Consider the following 23,226-nt stretch of genomic DNA (forward strand, 5'->3'; position numbering starts at 1 on the left):
AAATTAATTATTTAAACGAATTAATAACCGGAATTCTGGGAGAGGTTCGGGTTGGCGGTCAGCACCGTTTGCGGGATGGGGAACAGGTTGTACTTCGAGTCAACCGAGGTACCCGACTGCGATCCGCCTTTCCACTGCCACAGGTAGGTGGAGGTGGTCAGCTGGTTGTAGCGTACGAGGTCGGTACGGCGATGACCTTCCCAGTGCAGCTCGCGGCCGCGCTCGTCGAGGATCTCCTGCAGCGAAGGCAGTGCGGCATAGTCGCCGCTGTTGTTGCCATAGGCACGACGGCGGATCAGGTTGAGGTAGTTGGTAGCGGTGGTCGCATCGCCGGCACTCGGCAAACGCTTAACGGCCTCGGCGTAGATGAGGTACATCTCCGAAAGGCGGAATACCGGGAAGTCGTTGTCGGCGAAGTTGCGGGCCTGCGCATCCGATACGGCGCCGCCATCGGAGCGGATGTTGCGCCACTTCTTCGTGTGCACACCCTGCATGTACTGACCTACGTCGGTGATGTCGGGGTTGGCGAGGTTGGTAAACAGGGCACGCTTGTCGGTAGCGCCGCTCGGATCCTGGAACAGGTTTACAAACTGGCGGGTAACGCGGTAGCCATACCAGCCGCCGCCTACACCGTACTCAGCCGAGGCGTCGTCGCCGCTCGCCGCATGTACGAGGAAGGAAGTGTTGCCGTAGTTCTGCGTACGGGCGCCGTCGCAGTTGATCGTGTAGATGAACTCGTTCTTGGCTTTGTCGTTGTCGGCCAGGAACGTAGCGGGGTAGTTCGGGTAGAGGCTGTAGCCGGCGGTGATCACCTTGTTGGCATACGTGGCAGCATCGGTGTAGCGGGCTGTGCCGGTGTACACCTGGGCGTTCAGGTACATGCGGGCGAGAAGAGCCCAGGCAGCGGCGCGGTCCACGCGGCCGTACTCGGCGCTCTTGGCGGGCAGCATCTGGTCCTGGATAGCCATCAGCTCGTTCTCAACGTATGTGAACAGGGCCGTGCGGCTGATCTCGCGGGGGAGGGTAGCGCCTACTTCGTCGGTCTCCACGATAAACGAGGATTTGCCGAAGAGGTCCATCATGCACCAGTAGTTGAAGGCGCGGATGAAGCGTACCTCGCCGCGGCTGGCGCGGATGGCGTCGGCCTCGGTACCGGAGATACCGCGGCTGCCCAGCTTGTCGTCGGTCGACTCACGCAGGTACTCGTTGCAGAGGGCTACGTTGTAAATAAGACGCGAATAGAGACCGTAGAGGAAGGGGTCGGTGGTGGTGAAGCGCAGACCGTGGAAATCCTTGATGGTCTGGTCATCCCACGATACGATGGCCTCGTCGGTCGGCAGCTCCTGGGCATTGAAGAAGCCGCGGATAAAGGGCGACTGGGAGCCTTCATCGAGACCCTGGATGTCGGTGGCACCGGCAGGACCGGCGTTGCCCGAAAGCGCCATGGCGCCGTAAACTTTTGCCAGAACCGACTTGTAGCCGGCGGCCGTTCCGTAGGCCTGCTCCTGGGTGAACGCATTCTCGGGGAACACGTCGAGCTTCTTGGCGCAGGAGCTGAATGCCAGCACGGCGCAAACGCCCAGGAACATTTTATTTTTTATAGAGAACATTTTCATGGTTTTACGCAGTTTTCAAATTAGAAGTCCAGGTTGAAGCTGAGAGTATATACGCGAGGACGGGGGTAGATGTTGCCATCGATACCGGAATCGCTCGAAACTTCAGGGTCCAGGCCTTTGTAGTTGGTGATCACAGCCACGTTCTGGATGCTGGCGCTTACGCGCAGGTTCGTGCGGTTGCTGATGATACGGCCGAGGTCGTAACCCAGGTTGATGTTATCTATACGCAGGAACGAGGCATTCTGGATGTAGTAATCCGACATGAACTGGTTGTTCGAGTTGTTCTGGAAACCCGTCTCGATGAACGAGGGCGAGACGTTGCCCACGATACCGATGGGGTTCTTGATGCTCGCGAGAACTCCGCCGGCAGCGTACTGGTTGTACATGTAGTTGCCGATCTGGCCGTGCGCGGTGGCACCAGCGAAGAACTTCTTGTAATTCACCTGGGTAGCGAAGCCCACGAGGAAGTCGGCATCCGGCTTCTTGAACAGGCGGCGGTCGTTGTTGTCAACCACACCGTCGCGGTTCAGGTCTTCGAATACACCCTCGAGCGGCTTGCCGTCCTTGTCATACACCTGCTTATATACATAGAAGGCGTAGGGCGACTGGTCAACCTGGAGCTTGCCGATCGTGTTGCCGGTAGCGATACCGATACCGCTCACGTCGATACCCTTGAAGTTCGGATCGGGGTAGTCCTGCAGGCCGGTGATGCGGCGCTTCTGCCAGGTGGCGTTGAAGTTGAAGTCCCAGCTGAAGTTGCTGGTACGAACCGGTGTCGAGTTGATCGCGAGTTCGAGACCTTCACCCGTCATGGAAGCAACGTTCTTCACGATAAAGTTCGAGAAGTTGGCACCCGGGGCAACCGGTACGCGCAGCAGCAGGTCGGTGGTGTTGCGGCGGAAGTAGTCGAAGCTACCCGACAGGCGGTTGTTGAGGAACCCGAAATCAAGACCGAGGTTGAAGGTGCGGGTGCGCTCCCACTTCAGGTTCTTGTTGTAGGCTTCGGGGCGATACATCGTATAATACGTGTCGCCGAGCTGGTACTGGGCGCTGCTGTTCGAAGCCGTGTAGCGCACGAGGTACGAGTAGTAGTCGATACCACCCTGCTGGCCCGTGATACCGTAGGAGGCACGGAGCTTCAGGTCGGAGAGGGCGCGAACGTTGTTGAAGAACTCCTGCTTCAGGCGCCAGGCACCCGAAACCGCCGGGAAGTAATCCACGCGGCCCGAGGGCGACAGCTTCGAGGAGGCATCACGACGTACCGATGCGGAAAGCAGGTACTTGTCCATGATGCTGAAGTTGACGCGGCTCAGCCACGACTCGAGGCGGTAGTGGTCGTCGAAGCGAACGTTCTCGGGGTTCGGCTTCGAGTTGGGGATCGTGTCGCCGGCGGCCGGGTTGGAACGGTCGGCGATGGCACGGTAGCTGAACGAAGGGTTGTTGTATACCTTGATGGTGTTGTCCTGGTAGCTGTGCAGCAGCAGAACGTCCACTTTCGTCTTCAGCGTCTTGATGTCTTTCGAGTAGAACATCGAGAGGTCGAGCAGCTTGTCGGCGCGGCCCTGCTTGTACTTGTAGCGGCTGCCACCGTAGCTGAACGAGGCGAAAGCCATCGAGTCAACATTGTTGTGGCCCTGGCCAGTGGTGAAGTCACCGCCGGCGTTGGCGATCAGGTGCAGGTCGGGGAACCAGTGCAGCGAGTAGTCCACCTGTACGTTGCCGATAAAGCGGTTCACCGTCGACGTGTTGTCGCGGAGGTCGATCATCGAGAGCGGGTTGGCGGGCGCCAGCGACTTCGGCTCGAAGCCAAGCGGCGACGTGGTGCTGGTTTGCAGGAACTGGTAGTAACCAGCGAGACTGTTCTTACTGGCCGTTGCGTACACCGGCTGGGTCGGATCGTAGTAGGTAGCGGTACCGATGGCGCCTTCGTCGGAGAAGTTATTCTTGATGTTGGCGAACTTACCGTTCACGATTACCGAGAGGTGGTCGTTGAGGAACTTGGGCGAGAGGTTCAACGCAGCCGAGAGGCGGTCGAACTGGTTCTTGCGGAGAACGCCTTCCTGGCGGGTATAGCCGCCGGAGATGCGGAAGGGCAGCCACTTCACCTGGCCCGATGCGCTCAGGTTGTTGTCGGTAGCGAAGGCCGTGCGGTAGATCTCGCGCTGCCAGTCGGTGTTGGCGGTGCCGAGCAGCTTGTACCAGGTGCTGTCGCCCGTGGCGCCTGCATTCTGGCCGATGATCGAGCGGATGTCGTCGCCGGTGAGTACCGGTGCGAACTTGCTGATCTTGCTGATCGAGTTGGTGGTGTTGAAGTTGAACTTCACCTTGCCGCGCGAGCCTTTTTTCGTTACGATGATGATCACACCGTTCGAGGCGCGCGAGCCGTAGAGGGCCGTTGCGGAGGCATCCTTCAGAACCGTCATCGACTCGATGTCGTTCGGGTTGATGGTGCTGAGCAGGTTGCCGGTACCGGAAACGCCGTTGCCTTCAACGGGTACGTTGTCGATAACCACCAGCGGGTCGTTGGAAGCCGTGAGCGAGGAGCCACCGCGGATGCGGATGCGGCTGCCGCCACCGGCCTGGCCACCGCCGTTCGTCATCTGAACGCCGGCTACCTTACCCTGGATCAGCTGTTCGGCCGAGGGCTGGAAGCCTTTCTGGAAATCCTTCGAGGTAACCTGGGTCACCGAGGAGGTGAGGTCGCCGCGGCGGCGGGTGCCGTAGGCCACCACCACTACTTCATTGAGGTTCTGACCGGAGGTTTGCAGCGTCGTGTTGATGCTGCTGCGGCCGTTGATGTTTTCTTCGCGCGTGCCGTAGCCCACCGAGCTGAACACCAGGATGCGGCCGTTGGCCGGAACCGGGATGGTGAATTCACCGTTCTCGTTGGTGGCGGTCGCCGTGCTCGTACCTTTTACCGTAACCGTCACACCGGCCAAACCGGCACCATTCGCATCAGTGATGCGCCCGGTGACCTGCGTTTGCGCCATCGACGCTACCGTAAGCAGCACGAAAAACAGCGGCATTGCGATCTTTTGGAGCAATTTTCTGCAGTTCATAAGCAAGAGACTAATTAATGATTAAATCGTTGTAGCAAGCTTTGGATGTCGTTTTGAGCAAGCCGTCGCGCAGTCAATGTGTATTCAGCACACAATTTTAAATGTTCTCGGATTATTAACGAAATTTTTTCGCCGAAAATGCATACGGTTTGAGCAAAATCAGGCGCCCGGCCGAATTGTTAGACAATCAGACGCTGGATTCGCTGCTTGTCGCTCATACGATATTCGCGCCGCAACTGGGTACGCAGCTTATACAGCTTGCCCGGGCGGTGCGGTACGTCCTCCTCCATTTCATTAAGATCCACGAGCCAGTTCTTGAGCGTGATCCGCTTGCGGAAGTTACGCCGATCGAGCTCCACGCCGAGGATGGCCTCGTAAAGATCCTGCAGCTGGCGCAGCGAGAATTTCTCCTGCAGCAGGTTGAACACGATCGGCTCCTCCATCACCTGCTGCCGCAGGCGCTCGAGACAGGTATCGAGAATGAGCTTGTGGTCGAAGGCCAGGTTGTTCAGGTCGGCCATCGGGTGCCAGTGCACATCGTGCTCGGTGATCTGGAGGGCATGGTGGCACACGTCGATCAGCGAGTAGTAGGCGGTCGTAACCACGCGCCCCGACGGGTGCCGGTTGAGCCCCCCGAAGGTATGCACCTGCTCGAGGTACACGTCGCGCAGGCCGGTGCGGTCGTTCAGCACGCGGTAGGGCGCATCGTCAAGATCCTCGTTGGGACGCACCAGGTCGCCGAGCAGCGAGTACATGCCCTGGAATTCCGCCAGGTCCGACTTCTGCACAAGCACCTTGAGTTGCTTGTCTTCGTATCCGAAAATCACACAATCGACCGACAACGCGATATTGAAATACTCAATATGCGTGGCCTTTTCAATTTCAGCAGTCTTTAGCAGCAATCGTTTGGACATAGCTTATTGGAAGATGATGGGAAGGACTCGGGTGCCATTCTTCGAGTTGATGCGGAGGTAGTACGCTCCGGCCGGGATGCCCGCGCGGCTGATCGTCAGCAGCTGCCGCCCACGCGGGAGGTAGCCCTGGCGGAGGGTACGCAGCTCCTGTCCCGTCGCGGTCAGCAGGTCGAAGCTGACGTTGCCGGCAGCCGGCAGGTACAGGTCAGCCTGGAAGTCCGCGCGGGCCACAGGGTTGGGATACACACCGGCGTCGAGGCTGTTGCCGCTGGTAGCCAGATTCTGCACCGGGGTATTGCTCGAGTTGTTGGTATTTCGGTTTGTGTAAATATGGTATTCGCCCGGTGCCAGCGTGATGCTCTGGGCAGCGCCGGTAGCCGTGAAGGTCGTTCCATCGATAAGGTCGTACCAGGTGCCGGCATTCTGGAAGGTCACGGTGCCGGTTTGCGAAGCCACATCGAAGTTGCCCACCACACAGAGGTTCGACGTATCCGTCGTCACCTGCAGCCAGCGGAAGTTGCCATCGAGCTGGCGGCCGATGCGGCTCGACGTGAAGTTGGCCGCATACCAGGGATGGTAGCGCAGGTTGATCATCTTGCTCCACACGTCGTAAACATGCTTGCGGCCGGCATTGGCGAGGTAATCCCAGCGGATCGGCTTCATATCGGTGCGGCAGTTGCTGCTGATCGTTCCGTTCGAGCAATAATTGATCGAATAATCGTAGCCCAGCTCACCGAATTGCCAGATCATCTTCGGACCGGGGATCGTGAAAAGGAAGGCGCCCACGAGCTCCATACGCTTCAGCGCGGTGTTGAGATCGCGCACGTTGTACGAGCCGGAGGCATTGCCGAAGTTGAGCATCTTATACATAAGGCGCTCCTCGTCGTGGCTCTCGGCGTAGGTCATCAGGTTGGGCTGGTTCCAGCCGCGCACCGTAAACAGGCCCCAGTCGAGCGAGGCGTTGGAGGTGGCATAGCCCATGGCCGACTGCTCGTAAGGGCCGGAGAGGTTGCCCCAGAACATCAGGCCGTAGTTGGCCAGAACGGTTTCCTCGGAATTGTCGGCGAAGTGCTCGAGCACGGCATAGGCGCCGGGTGCATGCAGCTGCAGCGAATCGTAATAGGCTTTCCAGATGTTGATGCGGCTCTGGTCGTAAGCGCTCCAGGGACCTACATCGGTCGTGGTCGTTTGGGTAAAGCCCTTGGAAAGGTCGAAGCGGAACCCGTCGATCTTGTATTGGTTGGTCCAGAAATCCATCACGCGCGACACGAAGTACTTGGTGTCGGCGCTTTCGTGGTTCATATCATAACCCACGTTGAACGGGTGACGGGCAGTAGGGTTGAACCAGGGATTGTTAGCGGCGGGGCGGCTGTTGGCGGCATCCCAGTACAGGCGCACCATCGGGCTCATGCCGAAAGAATGGTTCAGCGCAATGTCCTGGATAACGGCAATGCCGCGGCGGTGGCAGGAATCCACGAAGCGGCGCAGGTCGTTGGCCGGGCCGTACCACTTGTCGGGGCTGAAGTAGAAATCAGGGTTATAGCCCCAGCTGTTGTTGCCTTCAAACTCGTTGAAGGGCATGATTTCGATCGCGTTCACACCGAGCGTCTTCAGGTAGTTGAGGGTATCGGTCAGCGTCTTCCAGTCGTGGTTGGCGAGGAAGTCGCGGATCAGCAGCTCGTAGGTTACAAGTGTGCCTTTGTTGGGACGCGTGTAGCTTGTGCCCGACCAGTTGTAGGCCGGCGCGGCGGTTTGCAGCACTCCCACCGCTTCGGTTGTAAGGCCGCTGGGATACGCCTTCATGTTGGGATACACGGTGTAACCCTGGTTCACATACTGGTCGTTGTAGGGATCCAGAACGAGGGTGCTGTAGGGATCGGCTACGCGGATCGAGTCGTCGACCTTGTACTGGAAGCCGTATTGCTGTCCGGGCGTGAGGCCGTTGAGCGTGATCCAGAAGAACTTGCCGTCAGGCGTTTTGTTCATCACGTAGTTCAGGTCTTCCAGCCAGTTGTTGAAGTCGCCGATGACGGTGGCTTTTGTTTTGTTCGGTGCGCGGAGCACGAGGGTCACCTTCGTGGCATCGGTGCCGTAGTTGATGCCGTCGACGACGCCTGCGGGCAGGGCCGCTGTAGGCGAAGTAGTGGGGCCGACAAAGACTTTGATCGTATCGTAAACAGTTGTTGTGCCGTTATTGGCTTCGGCGATGATCGTTTGCTGGCCGAGGGAGGTGACCGTGCCGGTAGCGGAGAGCGTCGTAACACCGGAAGCGGTTGCCAGCTGCGTGGGCGCACCGCCACCGCTGATAAGCGACAGCTTGATCGTGGAAGCCGCGCTGGCGTTGCCCGTTACCGTGAAGGAGCTGCCGGTGGTCCAGTTGACGGCGTCGGCGGTCATCTGGTAGTTCGGCTGGCGGTTTGGCTTGTCGAGGCGAACGTTGAAGGCGCCTGTCGTATATACCGGCACATACATATCGGAGCCGTCGGTATTGCGCTGCACCTTGGTGCCGGCGCCGTTGCGGAACAGGATGGCGACTTTGAGGATATGCTCGTTGGGATCGGTGATGCCGAAGAAGCTGCGGAGCGAACCGTTGATGGTATACTTCCACTTGTTGGCGCTCACGAAAGGCGCGTTGGCAGTGGCGTTGGTGGTCGCCCACACAAACGGGGCGTGCAGCCAGTTGCTCGGACTTGTGCTCAGGTTGGTGATAACGCCGATGTGCACGTACACGTCCGAAGAGGTAGCATAATCCTTAAGACCCTGGTTGCCAAGCGTGGCATCCATGGTAATAACAAGGTTCTGGCTGGCGTCGGCTTCGGTGGGGAAAGGCGGCGTCCAGGACAGTAGCTGGGCTTCGGAAAATAGCGTGGTGAAAACGGCAAGCAAGGCAAGCAGCAGTCGTTTCATAGCAAGTGTGTATAGGCGCTAAAGATACATTATGTACTATTAACACATTAAAAGATGGTGAAAATTTTTTATCTGAGAGAGCCACAGGCACAGCGCGCAGGCGCGCGGAGAGAAAGAACGCAGATTTTTTATGATGATTAGGATTTGCGCAGATAGGTCGCGTGCGTCAGCAAATCATACCCAATCTTAATAAATCAGCGTATCCACCGCAGGTGGATCGGCGTTCTTTCTCTTTGTGCCGGCCGCCGATCGTATCTTGCCTGCATGAAGATCATCTCGTATAACGTGAACGGGCTGCGCGCCGCCATCCGCAAGGGTTTTATGGAGTGGCTGCGCACGCATCCCGCCGACGTGGTATGCATCCAGGAGGCGAAGGCGCAGCCCTCCGACGTCGAAAAGGAAGCCTTCGCGGCACTGGGCTACGAAGATCACTGGTTTTGCGCGCAGAAGAAGGGCTACAGCGGCGTGACCGTGTTTACCAAGCACAAGCCCGACAACGTGCAATGCGGCACGGGCCACCAGGTAAGCGACGATGAGGGCCGCGTGATCCAGCTCGATTTCGGCCCGCTCCGGCTGATCAACGCGTACTTCCCCTCGGGCACCTCGGGCGATGCGCGCCAGACCTACAAATACCAGTGGCTCGAGGAATTTTACAGCTACGTGCAATCGCTACGCGAAAAGCATCCCAACATTGTGCTTTGCGGCGACTACAACATCGCGCACCGCGAGATCGATATCCACGATCCGAAGGGCAACAAGAAGAACAGCGGCTTTCTTCCCGAAGAGCGCGCCTGGATGGACAAACTATACAGCAACGGCTGGGTGGATTCGCTGCGGCTCTTTAACAACGACCCGCATCACTACAGCTGGTGGAGCCAGCGCTCGCCGACCGTGCGCGCCGAGAACAAAGGCTGGCGCATCGATTACATCTCGGTCACCGATCCGCTGAAACCCGCGCTGCGCGCCGCTTCCATCTACCCCGATGTGAAGCACAGTGATCATTGCCCGGTGTATGCGGAGCTGGATTTAAATGCAATCTGATTATCCCGGATCTCGGGATCCCGGATTTGGAAGACATAAAATTAATAGCGTCATTGCGAAGGAATGCGCTCCAAAAGCGCAGGCCTGAAGCAATCTGACCCGGGTAGAGTCGGCATTGCGCCTTCAACCGGAAGATTGCTTCGTTGCCCCGCTGGCGGGGGCTTCCTCGCAATGACGAATAACAAATACGTCATGTTAGTATACAACGTAACCATCAAAGTGGCCGCCGAGATTGCCGATGCCTGGCTGGAGTGGCTGCGCAAGGAGCATGCCCCGGCGATCGTGGCCACGGGCTGCTTTGAGTCGTTTCGCGTGCACCGGCTGCTGGAGCAGGACGACAGCGAGGGGCCGACCTTCGCGGTGCAATACACGGCTGCCGGCGCGGGCAACTACGAGCGGTACCTGAGCGATTTCGCGGACCGGTTCCGGAAGGAAAGCTTCGACCGCTGGGGCAATCGCTTTATCGCGTTCCGCTCGCTGATGGAAGTTATCCACTGATTTCGCCGCTATGTGTATAATTCAAATCCATGCCCGCTGAAACCCTTACCGGGCGCGGATTTTAGAACCTCATACGCGCAAATGCAGGCCCATAGCGGCTTTGAGCCGAACAGGCCCATCGGCAGTTTTTCACCTTCCGCCGCAAACCCGCCTCCCGCGCGGCTTTCGGCCGACAAAACTCCGTTGCGGAAAGGGCGAAAAATATTTTGTTGGTAGGTAAAACCGTATAAATTTGTTGCATTCTAAATCATTAACTCTATCCACTATGAACAAAGCTGAACTGATTGCCCAGATCGCTGAAGAAGCAGGCATCACCAAGACCCAGGCTAACATCGCACTGGATTCTTTCGTTGACTCCGTAACCAAAACCCTCAAGAAGGGCGACAAAGTAACCCTCGTAGGCTTTGGTACGTTCTCCGTATCGAAGCGTGCCGCCCGCAACGGCCGCAACCCCCAGACCGGCGAAGTGATCAAGATCAAGGCCCGCAAAGTGGCCCGCTTCAAGGCTGGTAAGGAACTCTCCAGCAAGCTCTAACTGCTGAGACATAACTTACGAAAAACCCCGCTTTGGCGGGGTTTTTCAGTTTGAGGATTGGCATTTGTAGTTCGGAGTTGGCTGGCGCACGCCTCAGTTGCGGCGACCCTGAAACAACAAACTCCCTACTCCAAACGCCAAACTTGTTATTTTTGCTGCCTAATTAAAATTTACAGAACATGGGACGTGGTGATAAGAAAACCAAAAAAGGAAAGACCTTCAAAGGCTCGTTCGGCAAATCCCGCCCGGCGACTGCCAAGAAGATCACAGGCAACCAGCCTGCGGAAAAAAAGGCATAAGCAAAGTTTACAGTTTATAGTTTCCAGTTTGTTTGAAATACACTGAACTGAAAACTGTAAACTGAAGACTATAAACTTTCCTAGGGAGCTAACCGCTCCCTTTTCCATGCCCCGTTGTCGCCGAGGGTATATTGGAGGCGGTCGTGGAGGCGGCTCGGGCGGCCCTGCCAGAATTCAATGATGATGGGGCGTACGCGGTAGCCGCCCCAGAATTCGGGCCGGTGAATGTCGGTGCCGGTCATCACGCCGGCCTGCTCCGCATAGGCTTCTTCGAGCCAGTCGCGATTGGGTATCACCAGACTTTGCGGTGAGGTCCAGGCGCCGATTCGGCTGCCCTCGGGGCGCGAGTTGAAATAGGCATCCGACTCGGCCGCGGGCACCTTCTCCACGAGGCCCGTGATGCGCACCTGGCGCTCCAGCTCCTTCCAGAAAAATACAAGACACGCCCGCGGGTTTTCGGCGAGCTGCATGGCCTTGAACGATTGGTAGTTGGTAAAGAAGACAAATCCCCCCTCGTCAAATCCTTTCAGCAAAACGATCCGTGCCGATGGCATTCCGTCGCTCGAAGCCGTGGCCAGCGTCATCGCGTTGACCTCGTCGATCTGGCTGCTCACGGCCTCATCCCACCAGGTGCCGAACTGCAGCATCGGGTCGTCAAACGCATTCGATTCAAGTAACTCGCGCGACGCATAGTCTTTGCGGATATCGGCAACGGAAGTGTGGGACATGGCGCAAAAGTAAATCGGGAAAGTTTGGGGTTTGGAGTTTGTAGTTTATGGTTTGTAGTTCCGGTGAAGGCGCTGTGTTGTGCTCAAGAACCCGAGGAACCTTGAGAACCATAAAAACCCTCCGACTCTTCCCGCGTCAGGCTTCGAAGTAACGCGAGCTGCTTTTTCAGGCGCTCATTTTCTTCGTAGTCGAGCAGGGCTTCCTTGCGGGCCTCGGCGAGCTCGAGCTGCAGTTGCTCGCGTTCTTCGCGGAGGCTTTCGAGCGTGTATTGCTGGTCGAGATGGTCGTTCTGAAGTTGCTGGTAGGAAAGGCGCAGCCCTTCGCGCTCGAGGAGCGCGGACTTCCATTCTTCCATACGGCGCTGCAGTTGCTGCACGCGGCTTTCGAGCGAATCAAGCTGGTCGCCGAGCTCCTCGAAGCGCGCGGCACTTTCGCGCTGCAGCTGTGTGCGCTCCACTTTATCGAGGGCGCTGCGCTGGCGGGCAAGGAGCCAGCTGACGTCTTCGGCCTCGAGCTCGTCGGCCTCGAAGGATTCGGGAAGAAACATCGGCTGCGGCGGCGCAACGGGGGCCTTCTCTATCTGCGCCACACGGGCGCGGGCCTCGCTCCTGTGCGGGAGCAACCGGAAGCGCCAAGCCAGCAGGGCGGCGGCGGCGGCGAGAAGCAACAGCAGTATGGAAATGGTAAGCATCGGCAGATGTTTGGCACTGGCAAGCTACCCAGAATTTCGCAGAACCCTTAGCCGCCGTTGACGAGCGTGCCTACTTTTTCGCCGGTTACGACCCTGCGGAGGTTGTCGGCGCGGTTCATGTCGAACACGACGATCGGCAGGGTATTCTCCATGCAGAGGGTAAAGGCGGTCATATCCATCACATTGAGCTTTTGCGTGATGCACTCCTGGTAGGTGATGGTGCTGTAGCGCGTCGCGTTGGGATCCTTCTCGGGGTCGGCGGTATAGATGCCGTCGACGCGGGTGCCCTTCATGATCACGTCGGCCTTGATCTCGATGGCGCGCAGCGAGCCGGCGGTGTCGGTAGTGAAGTAGGGGTTGCCCGTGCCGGCGCCGAAGATCACCACGCGGCCCTTTTCGAGGTGGCGGATGGCGCGGCGGCGGATGTAGGGCTCGGCGATCTGCTCCATCTTGATGGCGCTCTGGAGGCGCGTATACACACCCTGCTTTTCGAGGGCCGCCTGCAGCGCCATACCGTTGATGACGGTGGCCAGCATGCCCATATAATCGCCGTGGGCGCGCTCAATGCCCGTTTCGGCCTCGTTCATCCCGCGGTAGATGTTGCCGCCGCCGATGACGATGGCCACCTGCACGCCGAGATCGACGATGCTCTTGATATCCTGGGCATAGAGGCTCAGCACCGAGGTGTCGAAGCCAAAGCTTTTGTCGCCCATGAGGGATTCACCGGAAAGCTTGAGCAGGATGCGTTTGTATTTGGGGAGCATAGCTAGGAGTAGGGTTTCGGCGCGAAGATAGGCGCGTTTGTAGTTTGTAGTTTGTGGTTTGTAGTTATTCCCGCCTTAAACCCGACTTCAAACAGCAAACCCCCAACTCCAAACTTTTTCCCTTTTTTTACCCAACCCTTTCTTCCACCCGGCAGTATATGCCTTTCAAACAACCAATCATGCGTATTTTTTCCAAACTAACCTTGATCGCTGCTGCGGCCCTCGTACTGGGCAGCTGCCAGAAGCAGGTGGATTATGCCGGCGGCCCCGACGTGCAGCCGGTGCTCCCCAGCCCGGTAACCGCTAACCTGCAGGGCAATGTGCTCGATGAGAATGGCGCTCCCGCCGCCGGTGTGACCGTGAAAGTGGGCAGCCAGACCGCCTCTACCGACAGCCGCGGCTACTTCCGCATCGACGGCGCCACCCTCGATAAGAACCAGGCCCTTGTAACCGCAACCAAGGCCGGCTACTTCAAGGCCCTCCGCTCCTTTGCCGCTACTTCCGGCAGCAACCAGGTGCAGATCAAACTGGTCAAGCGCACGCTTGCCGGTACCGTAGATGCCACAACGGGTGGCGCGGCCACGCTTTCCAACGGCTCCAAGGTAACCCTGACGGCCTCGGGCGTGGTGGATGCCGCTACCGGTGCCGCCTATACGGGTGCCGTATCGGTGTATGCCGCCTATATCGATCCTTCCGCCACCGACATCGGCCAGACCATTCCCGGCTCGCTGATGGCCAACGACAAGAACGGCAAGCGCGTAATTCTCAACTCCTACGGCATGCTGGCCGTGGAGCTGGAAGGCGCCTCCGGCCAGAAGCTCCAGGTCAAGAGCGGGTCTACCGCCCAGCTGACCACGGCGATCCCCACGGCGGCGCAGGCCTCCGCGCCCGCAACGATCCCGATGTGGTACGTGGATGAAGCCACCGGTATCTGGAAAGAAGAAGGCAGCGCCACCAAGGTCGGCAACAGCTACGTGGGCAACGTTCCGCACTTCTCGTTCTGGAACTGCGACCAGCCGATGGAAGCCGTCACACTGAGCCTCACCCTGAAAGCACCCAATGGCGACCCGCTTCCCCACGTGGCGGTGCGCATCACCCGCCCCGCAGGCGCCAGCTGGTGGACCAGCGCCTATGGCTGGACCGACTCGCTCGGACAGGTGAGCGGCATCGTACCCGCCAACGAGCAGCTGACGCTTGACGTGCTCGACAACTGCTGGTCGCCCGTGTTCACGCAAAACATCTCGCCGCTCAGCAGCAACACCACCCTCCCGGCGATCACGGCCAATATCGCCACATCGTCGCTGAGCCTTGTAAGCGGTACCCTCGTGGACTGCAACAACGCGCCGGTTACCTCGGGCTACGCCATTCTCGTGCTCAACAACCGCGTGCACTATGCCGGCGTCAATGCCAGCGGCCACTTTGAAGTGAATGTGCTCAATTGCTCCGGCTCGGGCAGCAGTATCGACATCCTCGGCATCAACACTGCAACCGGTACGCAGAGCAACGCCTCGACCGTTGCCTGGACGCCGGGCACTACGGCCGCCGGAACGATCCAGGTCTGCTCCCAGTCGGCCGCTGAATACCTCAATTACACCGTCGATGGCGGCACGCAGGTGTCGATGAGCAGCAGCGACTCGCTGAACTACTACTCGTCGCAGGTACAGGGCACGACCAACTGGAATACGTACATCGGCGGCATGACCCTCCCGGGCACGGGCAGCAACCACAACTTCTCGATGAACTTCACGAGCCCTGCGGCTGCCGGCACTTACCCTGTTACTTCGTTCTATGCCGACCAGCAGAACAATTCCTCCTCGGTAACCACCACCATTACGAGCTGGCCCGCGGCCCTCGGCGACTATATCCAGGGAACCTTCACCGGAACCTACGTTGTGGGGGCGGCCACCCACACCGTTTCCGGCTCGTACCGCCTGCGAAGACTGTTCTGATAGACAGATAAAGGTCACCTTTCGAAAAACACCATTATTTTACTTCTCAACCAACCACGCGACAGCCGTACTTGATTCCAACCGCTCCCGATACTGAATTACTGGATGGCTGCCGCGCCGGCAACCGCAAGGCACAGGAACGACTCTACCGGGACTACTACCGGTCGATGGCGGCCCTGTGCCTTCGGTATACCCGCAACGAAGCGGATGCGGTGGAGGCACTGAACAACGGCTTTCTCAAGGTGTTCCGCCACATCGGCCGCTACGACGCCGCCCAGGGAAGCCTTTACACGTGGATCCGGACGATCGTGCTACACAGCTGCCTCGACTACATCAAGGCGCGGCAGCGGCAGGAGCCGACCGGTGAGCTCGAAAGTGCCGCCGAGGCCCATATCCCGGCCGAGGCCGTAAGCCGCCTGCAGGCAAACGAGCTGCTGGCACTGGTGCGGCGGCTGCAACCGGCCACCGCCGCGGTGTTCAACCTGTACGTGCTCGAGGGATGCACGCATAAAGAGATCGCCGCGCTGCTTGGGATCAGTGAAGGCACCAGCAAATGGCACCTGAACGCCGCCCGCAAACAACTACAGCAATTGATTCAACAGGAGAATATGCACTACCATGAGTAAGCAACCACCCTTTGAAGAGCTCGACGAGCGCTGGAGCGACCTGCCCCTGCCCGACGCCGACGCGGCCTGGCGCGACATGAGCGCCCTGCTCGACAAGGACGACTGCAAGGCACCGCCCATCATCCCGGCATTCCTCTCCGGCTGCGCCGGCTGGGGTCTTCTCCTGCTCGTGCTCAGCGTAGGCGCCATCGGCCTCTACTGGTACCGCAGCAGCCATCCCGGCACGTCTCCCACTGCAGTTCACCCGTCCCAGTCGTCACCAATTACCAACCCTACCCAACAAAGCACCCAAACCGACACAAGCGCCGTTGCTACCATTCCCGACCACCGAAGCCCCAGCGAAAGCGATCCGACCCCAAGCGTAACCCAAAGCGCCCCGTCGCAGCCCGGCGCCGGCACGGATAACCCGGAGCCCGCTCCGACCTCTAAAAAGAAGAACGACCGCAGCACATCCGTTGCGAGAACGGGAACTTCTGGCAGCGCCAATCCCACAATGACAGGTCAGCCGGCCCCGGCAAGCGTTACAGCGGCGCCAACAAGCAGTGGCAATATCCTCGTTGCCGGACCGCCTGCAGCGGTGAAAAAGGGCCGCAAACCCGCTACCGGCACGAAAACCGCGCGCAGGAAGGCAGCCACCGCCGCCGCCGGAACCGTTGCGCTTCGGAAGGAACCCTGGCCCGTGCCTACCCCGGCAGCGGGCGGCGATAACAGTGGCCTTCCCACGCCCAACGACCCGACCCTAACTCCGAAGCCGTCGGCCCAAGCAGATGGCACAATTCCGTCCGCAAACGCAGCCGGGACAACAAAATCGGCTGCAAGCGGGCCGCCCGACAGCAGCGTAACCGCCGGAGCGAAGACGCCCGTGCCGGTCGCCCTTCCCGGCATCGATTCCGCAGCCCGGGTATCCGCCTCGGTCGACTCGCTGGCAGCGACCGCAACGCGGGAGGCCGCGAAGAAGCGGGCCCGCCGCGCCCCCTGGCTTTCGGCCGGTGTGGGCCTGAGCCAGGCCGTACCGATCGGCGGCCAGAACGGGAGCGGCGCCAATTACCAGGGACGCTACAACCCCTTCACCGAGCATGTGCCGTCGGTATGGCTCCGGGTGCACAAAGGCCGCTGGTTCCTCCAGGGAGAGGCGCGCTTCAATGCCCCGCAGCTATTGCCGGGACTAAGCTTCTACCAGAAAACACGCCTCGATACGGCTACCCACTCGCTGCAAACCGATCGCCAGCAGCTGCGCAAGGTTTGGTACCACCAGTTCCCGTTTACGGCCAATTACCAGCTGCTGCGGCGCTGGAGCATTGGCGCCGGCTTCCAGTGGAGCGTGTTGTACCGCGCCGCCGGAGAGCGCATCAGCTACCGCCGTGATCTTGCCAACAACCTGAGCCGCGAGAGCGCCGCCGCATTCCAGGTGCCGGGCTACCGCGACTCCTTCCTCTACCAATCGCAATGGCAGCTGGTGCTGCAAACCGAATGGAGCTGGCGCCGCTGGGGCCTTGGCCTCCGCTACCGCCGCGACCTGCAGCCCTATCTGCGCTACACCCGCCCCGAGGGCGAAGTGCGCGACGAGTTCAACGAAGCTTTCGAAGCCACGATCCGCTTTTGGGCCTGGCAGTCGAAGCGACGCCGGTAAGTGCAACCAGAATCTCCATAGAAAGGACGCCGGCAGGGCGTCCTTTTCTTTTGGCGTTCTGGCCGTATTTTCACTGGCGAAACATTCCTTATGAGCAACGCAGCGGAAATCCCCGGACTCGAAGTGATCAACAATATCGGCGGCAAGCGCCCCTCCTATCATTTCGAGGCGCCGCTGCAGCTGACGGCCTGGGCGGGTTTCAACGCCAGCCATAGCTTTTTTGATGAAACCAGCGACGGCGCTTCGGAAGGGCGCACGCGCGTGGAGATCGGCGAAACGGTGTACGACGGCGAGCCCGAGCTGCGCCCGGAGATGATCGCCGCCTACGAATACATGCTGAAGCAGCAGGACAGCATCCGCGATACCATCCTCGCCGCCCTCCAGGCCAAATACCCCGAGATGCGCCAGCAATACGACTACAGCGCCGAAGAAGCCGCGGAGCTCATGCCCGAAGTAACCGATGCCGCCCAGTTCCGCGACCTCATCGGCCTTTCCTGGGTACATATTCTCGACACAAGCCGCGATGGGCAATCGTACGTGGGCTACGAGTTCGGCGCCAGCTGGGATGAGGAGCATGGCCTGGGCGTGCTCACCCACAAAGACCGCATCGTGGCGATCGGCGACGCCGAAACCGCCTTTGCCGACTGGCTCGCCGAGGAAGACGCCGGCGGCGAAGCCTGACCTCACCCGGAAAACAACCTACTATGCTGACAACATTACTGGTTGCAGGAAGCGCCCTTGCGCTGCTGCTGCTTATCGCCCTCTTTTTGAAGCGCGAGCATTATGTGCGCCGCCAGGTCGTGATCAATGCGCCGCGGCAACAGGTGTTCGACTATGTGAAGCTGCTCCGCAACCAGGACAACTTCAACAAGCATGCAATGGCCGGCGCCGACCGCGGGCGAACGTTCACAGGCACCGACGGAACCGTTGGCTACATCTATGCCTGGAGCGGCGACAAGAGCGCCGGTGTTGGCGAGAAGGAAATCATTGCCATCGAGGAAGGCGCCCGCGTGGAAGCCGAGGTCCGCTTTGTGAAACCGATGCGCGCCACAGCCCGCATCGTGCTGGAAACCGAAGCCCTTTCCGACCGGCAAACCAGGGTAAGCTGGAGCAACCGGGGCACGCTGGGCTACCCGCTGAATCTTCTCGTTCCGATGCTCGAAAAGAACGTGGCGAAGGATATGGACAGCAGCCTCGGCACGCTGAAACGCATTCTCGAAACAGACCGCTCCTGACTCCTGCAGCGCTAAGCAGATGCTGCGCCTGACTTCCCGGAAGACCGGCGTACTTTCAGCGCCACCAGAATCTTTGCGTATGAATGCCCTGCTCCACGCCAAGCCAGCAAATCTCAGCGTCCGAAGGATGCTCTTTGCCGTAGCCATCGTGCTGCAATGGGCCGGCGGTAGCCCCTGCGCGGCGCAACCCGCAACGCCGAAAGGCCCCGGCCATCCGTCTGCCGATTACGTGCCGAACCCGCGTGTTCCGCTGCAGGCAGACCAATATTACCCACCGAAGACCGTTCGCCTCGAATCGGGCACCTGGCTGGTCTACGAGCTTCACCTGAGCAACCTTTACCAGGCGGCGATCCGGCTGGATGGCGTGGAAGTGCGAACCGACACCGTTCGCGGAACAATCCTCTATCAAAGCAGCGGCGAATCCTTCGCGAAGCAGTGGCGGCATCTTGCCAGCCCGGACGACTCGGTGAAGACGGTCCTCGAGCCCGGGCAGCGGGGCATCCTGTTCTTCTGGATCCCGCTGCCGCCGCGGGCGCCAGCGCCGGTGCGCCTGTACCAGCGCCTGTTGCTGCAATTGCAGGGGAAAAAGATGGCGCTCGACCTTACCCCGCTCCCGGTAGGAAAAACGGAAGCGGTTGTGCTGGCGCCGCCGATCAAAGGGTTATGGCTCGTGGCCCAGGGCGTCGACCCCGTCGTGGCCAGCACTGAGGGCCACAACCGCCTGCTGTATCCGTACAACGGGCGGATCCGCCTGCCGCAACGCTTCGCCGTCGATTGGGTGCGCCTCGGCGACTCGCTGAAAGTGTTTGAAGGCGACAGCAGCCGCAACGAAAACTACGCGGGATACGGCGCCGACGTGTATGCCGTTGCGGACGGCGTCGTTACCGAAGTGCAGAACGACATACCCGACAACACCCCGCCCCTGATGACCGTGCCCCGCACGGCGAAGACGATCACCGGCAATTACCTCGTGCTCCGGATGAAGAACGGATGGTCGGCTTTCTATGGTCATCTCAAGCCGGGAAGCATTCGCATAAAGCCCGGCACCCGCGTGCGTGCCGGCCAGGTGCTTGCCCAGGTGGGCAACACGGGCAATTCAACGGGCGCGCACCTGCACTTCCAGCTGCAGGACGGCCCGCATTACTACGACGAAGGCTACCCCTACGTGTTCGCGAGCCTCCTGCGCCAGGGCCGCGCCAGCAAGCAGGACGTGGACGACATGGCCGACCACGGCCGCGCTTTCGCCGGCACACTGGCGCCGGTAGCGTTGAAAATGCGCATGCCCGTTTTTGGAGACATCGTCCTGTTCCGTTAACCGCGGCATCGACGACAACCGCCCCGGACACCCGCTACCCGAAGAAGCGCAGGTAGACGCCGGGTTGGTACAGTATAACTACGGGTAAGGCCACGATTACACCTCGATGGATGCAAAGACGTATGGGAAGAAAGTGCAGGAATGTTGGGCATTTCGAAGGACGCCGTTCACGCAACTGGTGAAGTGTCGTTTGCTGCGGAAGGAACGGATCGCAGCAATGAGAAGGCGTATATTCGATGGTAATGACAGTTCAGGGCGCCAGATGAATAAGGTCCGTAACACGATATTCTATTTTGCTTTGCTCGTTCTGCTTTTTTGGTGGGGCGTTCCCATTTTTCTTGCTGCGAAAGGCATTGAATTACTTGACAAGCGCTTGGTCGAGTCCTATAAAATCGCTGGCATCTTCGTAGTTCCCTTCGCCATATTATTAACGCTTGTGAAGACGTTGAAGCGGACCGATGACGCGTCGGATGAAGGCAGAAAAGCAGGACTGACGATTGGCGCAGCACTGTTTTTCATGGTCGCGGGAATTTTTACCCTCCTTGCTTCAACGGTATGTACCAATAATCATTTTGAGCCTTTGTTTGTCAACGGTCAATCGGGCATCTATTTGAGAGACTATGGCTGTGGCGCAACGGATAGCGACCCACCTTCGCTGAGCGTCGTTCGGGTTGACACAGTGTACAGGCACTTTCTGCGTATTTATAACGTTGATACAACTCATTTAGACAAGAGCCACTGGTTGCGGTGTCGCTGAAGCGGATGGATCACCGCTACCAGAGACCCCTGGACTATGCCAGATTCTCGCTCGACCATTAATGCCTGGCACAGCGCAAAGCCCTTTGCCTTTATTTCCTATCTTTCCTCATACATACGGCAGCAGTACAAATACGGGTCGTTGTACGCGGCACTTCCTGAACCAACAAGCACATGAGAGTACTAACCACCTTGCTTTGTTTTCTACTTTTGGCAACATCGTGCGAAGAGGCAACCAAAAGCCTCGGCACCCTCGAGATAGACGGCCTGCGCGTTTCGATCAACAGCGCCGGTATCGCCTATGATGTTGCCAACGAAAACAGGCTTGATTCCAGCCACGGCCTGAATTATGTCGTCGCGTTTTCCGTCGAAAATGCGGGCAAGGACCCCGTTCATTTCAATGATGACACATTCAGGCTTTTCGATCCCGCCGGTAATACTGTGCCCGCCCGGACCGATCCGAAAAGCCCCACGGGCGCACTGAACCTGCATGCCTACACTACGACCGTAGAACCGGGCAAAACGGAAGAAGTCCTGTTGATGTACTCCGTTAAGGAGCATGGAGAATATCGCTTCCAATTCGTGTCGCCGGTCAGTGGAACGGTACGGGTAGCGCGGCTTCCTGCTTCCTGAAAGCGTCGACACGTCGCAGCAAATGCCACAACAACTGCCGGCCTCCGCTTCTGACTTTTGATTTTTGACTTTTGGTTTTACCTACCGTCCGAACAACTTATCAAGCCCGTCTTTCTTGAACTCCATGTACGTCGGCTTGCCGCCCGGCGTTGTGTTGGGCACGCGGCATTTGAAGAGATCATCGACGAGGCGTTGCATTTCCTTTTCGGTCAGCGTCGTTCCGGGCTTGATGCTTTGCTGGAGAGCTACGGAGCGAAGCAGCGTCTCGCGGCGCGGGAGCTTCACCTCGCTGAAATGCTTTACCTGCTCGAGGATGCGCTCGAGGAGGGCTTTCTCGTTGCCGGCTTCCACGTCGGCGGGAGTGCCCTGGATCACAAAGGCGCTGCCGCCAAAGGGCTCGATGGTATAGCCCACCTGCTGCAGGTCGGGAAGGAGCTCGGTGAGCAGCACGGCGTCGGCCGGTGTGAGCTCGATGGAGGCGGGAAACAGCGAGCGCTGCGTGGCGATCGGCTTGCCCTGCACGGCCGCGGCGGCACGCTCATAGAGCACGCGCTCGTGCGCGCTTTGCTGGTGTATGAGCAGGAAGCGGTCTTCCTCGGCGGCCAGGATGTAGGTGCCGAACAACTGCTGCACGCCCCAGGGCTCATGCGAGCGGAACACGTCGAGCAACGGCGTGAAGGTGGGGTCGATCCCTTCTGCACCGCCGGCGTCGGGCAGCACCGGGTTGAAGGGGGCGCTGCTATCGCGCTCGAAGGACGGCATGGCCGGGAACGTGCGCCCGCCGGGGGCCGCAGCGTTTGACGACGGCGCCTGGAAGGCCCGCGATGCCTCGATGGCGTGGGCCTGGTGCTGCTGCGTGAATCCCTGGTACAGCTGTGAGCCGCGCGCGCTTTGCTGCTGCGCCTCGGTAAACGGACGCTGTACCGACTCAAGGTTCTGGATGGAGGCATCGAGGTCGAAATCGAGCGTCGGGGTGATGGAAAACTGCGCCAGCGCATGCTTGATGGCGGCCTGCACGAAGGCATATACGATCTTCTCGTCCTCGAACTTGATCTCCTGCTTGGTCGGATGCACATTCACATCCACCTGCGCCGGGTCGAGCTCGATAAAAAGCACGTAACTCGGGAAGGCGTCGGGGGCGATGAGTCCCTGGTAGGCCTGCATCACGGCGTGGTGCAGGTAGGGGCTCCGGATATAGCGGTTGTTGACAAAGAAGTACTGGTCGCCGCGGGTTTTCTTGGCGGTTTCGGGCTTGCCCACGAAACCCTGCACATCGAGGTAGTCGGTGTCTTCCTTCACGGCCACGAGCTTGCTGCCGTAGTTGCTCCCGAGGATCTGTACGATGCGCTGCTTAAGCGAGCCGGACTCGAGGTGAAACAGCTGCTGCCCGTTGTGGGTGAGCGAGAAGAAGATATTCGGGAAGGCCAGCGCCACGCGGATAAACTCGTCGACGATGTGGCGCAGCTCGGAGGGATTGCTCTTGAGAAAATTGCGGCGCGCGGGTACGTTGAAGAACAGGTTCTTCATGGCGATCGACGTGCCCACGGGCGCGGCCACGGGCTCCTGGCTGGTCACCAGCGAGTTCTCGATCTCGATGCAGGTACCGAGCTCGTCTTCGGCGCGGCGGGTGCGGAGCTCCACCTGCGCCACGGCGGCGATGGAGGCGAGGGCCTCGCCGCGGAAACCCATGGTGCGGATCTGGAAAAGGTCGTCGATCTGGCGGATCTTGGAGGTGGCGTGGCGCTCGAAGGAGCGTCGGGCGTCGGTGCCGCTCATCCCCGAGCCGTTGTCGATCACCTGCACGAGGGCCTTGCCGGCGTCGTTGACCAGGAGGCGTACCTGCGTGGCACCCGCGTCGACGGCATTCTCCAGGAGCTCTTTGACCGCGGAGGCGGGTCGCTGGATGACCTCGCCGGCCGCTATCTGGTTTGCAATATGATCGGGGAGCAATTGAATTCTATCCGCCACAGGTCTCTCTTTGGAACGAAGGTACGAGAACGTGCTAAATTCCTGAGCAAGACCGGTGAGC

General features: G+C 59.4%; 20 protein-coding genes. 12 read left to right on the forward strand and 8 right to left on the reverse strand.

Features of this window, described 5'->3' with window-relative positions:
* Positions 1 to 20 precede the first annotated feature (20 nt).
* The 4 genes from ACYU7Z_RS10725 to ACYU7Z_RS10740 all read right to left on the reverse strand — a co-directional run bounded on the left by ACYU7Z_RS10725 (position 21) and on the right by ACYU7Z_RS10740 (position 8,496).
* A complete protein-coding gene (locus tag ACYU7Z_RS10725; RefSeq protein WP_460570256.1) occupies positions 21 to 1,610 on the reverse strand; it encodes a RagB/SusD family nutrient uptake outer membrane protein in 1,590 nt (529 codons plus the stop codon).
* Positions 1,611 to 1,636: 26 nt separating this feature from the next.
* Positions 1,637 to 4,675 carry a SusC/RagA family TonB-linked outer membrane protein gene (locus tag ACYU7Z_RS10730; protein WP_460570258.1) on the reverse strand — a complete coding sequence of 1,013 codons (3,039 nt, stop codon included), beginning with the start codon at positions 4,673 to 4,675 and terminating at the stop codon, positions 1,637 to 1,639.
* A gap of 179 nt (positions 4,676 to 4,854) precedes the next feature.
* Positions 4,855 to 5,589, reverse strand: coding sequence for an NUDIX hydrolase (locus tag ACYU7Z_RS10735; RefSeq protein WP_460570260.1), 735 nt, complete (start codon positions 5,587 to 5,589; stop codon positions 4,855 to 4,857).
* A 3-nt stretch (positions 5,590 to 5,592) separates the two neighbouring features.
* Complete coding sequence (locus ACYU7Z_RS10740) at positions 5,593 to 8,496, reverse strand: alpha-amylase family glycosyl hydrolase (RefSeq protein WP_460570262.1); 2,904 nt, start codon at positions 8,494 to 8,496, stop codon at positions 5,593 to 5,595.
* Between the two features lie 264 nt (positions 8,497 to 8,760).
* Here ACYU7Z_RS10740 and ACYU7Z_RS10745 point away from each other — a divergent pair, with 264 nt between their 5' ends.
* The 4 genes from ACYU7Z_RS10745 (at position 8,761) to ACYU7Z_RS10760 (ending at position 10,869) form a co-directional block, all read left to right on the forward strand.
* The gene (locus ACYU7Z_RS10745) at positions 8,761 to 9,537 is read left to right on the forward strand and encodes an exodeoxyribonuclease III (RefSeq protein WP_460570264.1); all 777 of its coding nucleotides are present in this window, start codon (positions 8,761 to 8,763) and stop codon (positions 9,535 to 9,537) included.
* A 192-nt stretch (positions 9,538 to 9,729) separates the two neighbouring features.
* Entirely contained in the window at positions 9,730 to 10,035 is a 306-nt protein-coding gene (locus tag ACYU7Z_RS10750; protein WP_460570266.1) for a DUF4286 family protein, read from the forward strand.
* A gap of 235 nt (positions 10,036 to 10,270) precedes the next feature.
* Positions 10,271 to 10,570 (forward strand): HU family DNA-binding protein, encoded by a 300-nt coding sequence (locus ACYU7Z_RS10755; protein ID WP_345258107.1) that lies wholly within the window; start codon positions 10,271 to 10,273, stop codon positions 10,568 to 10,570.
* A 179-nt stretch (positions 10,571 to 10,749) separates the two neighbouring features.
* Positions 10,750 to 10,869, forward strand: a complete 120-nt coding sequence (locus tag ACYU7Z_RS10760) for a 30S ribosomal protein THX (RefSeq protein WP_460570268.1) — start codon at positions 10,750 to 10,752, stop codon at positions 10,867 to 10,869.
* An 80-nt stretch (positions 10,870 to 10,949) separates the two neighbouring features.
* Here the strand turns inward: ACYU7Z_RS10760 and pdxH are convergent, their stop codons facing one another.
* From pdxH to pyrH, 3 genes are all read right to left on the reverse strand, one after another.
* On the reverse strand, positions 10,950 to 11,597 hold the full coding sequence (gene pdxH / locus ACYU7Z_RS10765; RefSeq protein ID WP_460570270.1) for a pyridoxine/pyridoxamine 5'-phosphate oxidase: 648 nt from the start codon (positions 11,595 to 11,597) through the stop codon (positions 10,950 to 10,952).
* Between the two features lie 83 nt (positions 11,598 to 11,680).
* The gene (locus ACYU7Z_RS10770; protein WP_460570272.1) at positions 11,681 to 12,289 is read right to left on the reverse strand and encodes a hypothetical protein; all 609 of its coding nucleotides are present in this window, start codon (positions 12,287 to 12,289) and stop codon (positions 11,681 to 11,683) included.
* Positions 12,290 to 12,336: 47 nt separating this feature from the next.
* Positions 12,337 to 13,053 carry a uridine monophosphate kinase gene (gene pyrH / locus ACYU7Z_RS10775; RefSeq protein ID WP_460570274.1) on the reverse strand — a complete coding sequence of 239 codons (717 nt, stop codon included), beginning with the start codon at positions 13,051 to 13,053 and terminating at the stop codon, positions 12,337 to 12,339.
* A gap of 179 nt (positions 13,054 to 13,232) precedes the next feature.
* Here pyrH and ACYU7Z_RS10780 point away from each other — a divergent pair, with 179 nt between their 5' ends.
* From ACYU7Z_RS10780 to ACYU7Z_RS10815, 8 genes are all read left to right on the forward strand, one after another.
* The gene (locus ACYU7Z_RS10780) at positions 13,233 to 15,002 is read left to right on the forward strand and encodes a carboxypeptidase-like regulatory domain-containing protein (protein WP_460570276.1); all 1,770 of its coding nucleotides are present in this window, start codon (positions 13,233 to 13,235) and stop codon (positions 15,000 to 15,002) included.
* 71 nt (positions 15,003 to 15,073) lie between these two features.
* Positions 15,074 to 15,628 carry an RNA polymerase sigma factor gene (locus ACYU7Z_RS10785; protein ID WP_460570278.1) on the forward strand — a complete coding sequence of 185 codons (555 nt, stop codon included), beginning with the start codon at positions 15,074 to 15,076 and terminating at the stop codon, positions 15,626 to 15,628.
* Positions 15,621 to 17,258, forward strand: a complete 1,638-nt coding sequence (locus tag ACYU7Z_RS10790) for a DUF5585 domain-containing protein (RefSeq protein WP_460570280.1) — start codon at positions 15,621 to 15,623, stop codon at positions 17,256 to 17,258. The genes ACYU7Z_RS10785 and ACYU7Z_RS10790 overlap by 8 nt, the downstream gene beginning before the upstream one ends.
* A gap of 90 nt (positions 17,259 to 17,348) precedes the next feature.
* A complete protein-coding gene (locus ACYU7Z_RS10795) occupies positions 17,349 to 17,939 on the forward strand; it encodes a DUF6985 domain-containing protein (protein ID WP_460570282.1) in 591 nt (196 codons plus the stop codon).
* A gap of 23 nt (positions 17,940 to 17,962) precedes the next feature.
* Complete coding sequence (locus ACYU7Z_RS10800) at positions 17,963 to 18,493, forward strand: SRPBCC family protein (protein WP_460570284.1); 531 nt, start codon at positions 17,963 to 17,965, stop codon at positions 18,491 to 18,493.
* Positions 18,494 to 18,572: 79 nt separating this feature from the next.
* Positions 18,573 to 19,808, forward strand: a complete 1,236-nt coding sequence (locus ACYU7Z_RS10805; RefSeq protein ID WP_460570286.1) for a M23 family metallopeptidase — start codon at positions 18,573 to 18,575, stop codon at positions 19,806 to 19,808.
* 106 nt (positions 19,809 to 19,914) lie between these two features.
* A complete protein-coding gene (locus ACYU7Z_RS10810) occupies positions 19,915 to 20,565 on the forward strand; it encodes a hypothetical protein (RefSeq protein ID WP_460570288.1) in 651 nt (216 codons plus the stop codon).
* Between the two features lie 173 nt (positions 20,566 to 20,738).
* Complete coding sequence (locus tag ACYU7Z_RS10815; protein ID WP_460570290.1) at positions 20,739 to 21,197, forward strand: DUF4352 domain-containing protein; 459 nt, start codon at positions 20,739 to 20,741, stop codon at positions 21,195 to 21,197.
* A gap of 81 nt (positions 21,198 to 21,278) precedes the next feature.
* On the opposite strand, the gene mutL is transcribed toward ACYU7Z_RS10815, so the two are convergent.
* A complete protein-coding gene (gene mutL, locus ACYU7Z_RS10820; protein WP_460570292.1) occupies positions 21,279 to 23,165 on the reverse strand; it encodes a DNA mismatch repair endonuclease MutL in 1,887 nt (628 codons plus the stop codon).
* Between the last annotated feature and the right edge of the window lie 61 nt (positions 23,166 to 23,226).

This window comes from Flaviaestuariibacter terrae (assembly GCF_054777635.1).

Coding starts and splice junctions, on each gene's coding strand:
- ACYU7Z_RS10725 (WP_460570256.1), bottom strand. CDS start 1,610: ATGTTCTCTATAAAAAATAAAATGTTCCTGGGCGTTTGCGCCGTGCTG.
- ACYU7Z_RS10730 (WP_460570258.1), bottom strand. CDS start 4,675: ATGAACTGCAGAAAATTGCTCCAAAAGATCGCAATGCCGCTGTTTTTC.
- ACYU7Z_RS10735 (WP_460570260.1), bottom strand. CDS start 5,589: ATGTCCAAACGATTGCTGCTAAAGACTGCTGAAATTGAAAAGGCCACG.
- ACYU7Z_RS10740 (WP_460570262.1), bottom strand. CDS start 8,496: ATGAAACGACTGCTGCTTGCCTTGCTTGCCGTTTTCACCACGCTATTT.
- ACYU7Z_RS10745 (WP_460570264.1), top strand. CDS start 8,761: ATGAAGATCATCTCGTATAACGTGAACGGGCTGCGCGCCGCCATCCGC.
- ACYU7Z_RS10750 (WP_460570266.1), top strand. CDS start 9,730: ATGTTAGTATACAACGTAACCATCAAAGTGGCCGCCGAGATTGCCGAT.
- ACYU7Z_RS10760 (WP_460570268.1), top strand. CDS start 10,750: ATGGGACGTGGTGATAAGAAAACCAAAAAAGGAAAGACCTTCAAAGGC.
- pdxH (WP_460570270.1), bottom strand. CDS start 11,597: ATGTCCCACACTTCCGTTGCCGATATCCGCAAAGACTATGCGTCGCGC.
- ACYU7Z_RS10770 (WP_460570272.1), bottom strand. CDS start 12,289: ATGCTTACCATTTCCATACTGCTGTTGCTTCTCGCCGCCGCCGCCGCC.
- pyrH (WP_460570274.1), bottom strand. CDS start 13,053: ATGCTCCCCAAATACAAACGCATCCTGCTCAAGCTTTCCGGTGAATCC.
- ACYU7Z_RS10780 (WP_460570276.1), top strand. CDS start 13,233: ATGCGTATTTTTTCCAAACTAACCTTGATCGCTGCTGCGGCCCTCGTA.
- ACYU7Z_RS10790 (WP_460570280.1), top strand. CDS start 15,621: ATGAGTAAGCAACCACCCTTTGAAGAGCTCGACGAGCGCTGGAGCGAC.
- ACYU7Z_RS10795 (WP_460570282.1), top strand. CDS start 17,349: ATGAGCAACGCAGCGGAAATCCCCGGACTCGAAGTGATCAACAATATC.
- ACYU7Z_RS10800 (WP_460570284.1), top strand. CDS start 17,963: ATGCTGACAACATTACTGGTTGCAGGAAGCGCCCTTGCGCTGCTGCTG.
- ACYU7Z_RS10805 (WP_460570286.1), top strand. CDS start 18,573: ATGAATGCCCTGCTCCACGCCAAGCCAGCAAATCTCAGCGTCCGAAGG.
- ACYU7Z_RS10810 (WP_460570288.1), top strand. CDS start 19,915: ATGGATGCAAAGACGTATGGGAAGAAAGTGCAGGAATGTTGGGCATTT.
- ACYU7Z_RS10815 (WP_460570290.1), top strand. CDS start 20,739: ATGAGAGTACTAACCACCTTGCTTTGTTTTCTACTTTTGGCAACATCG.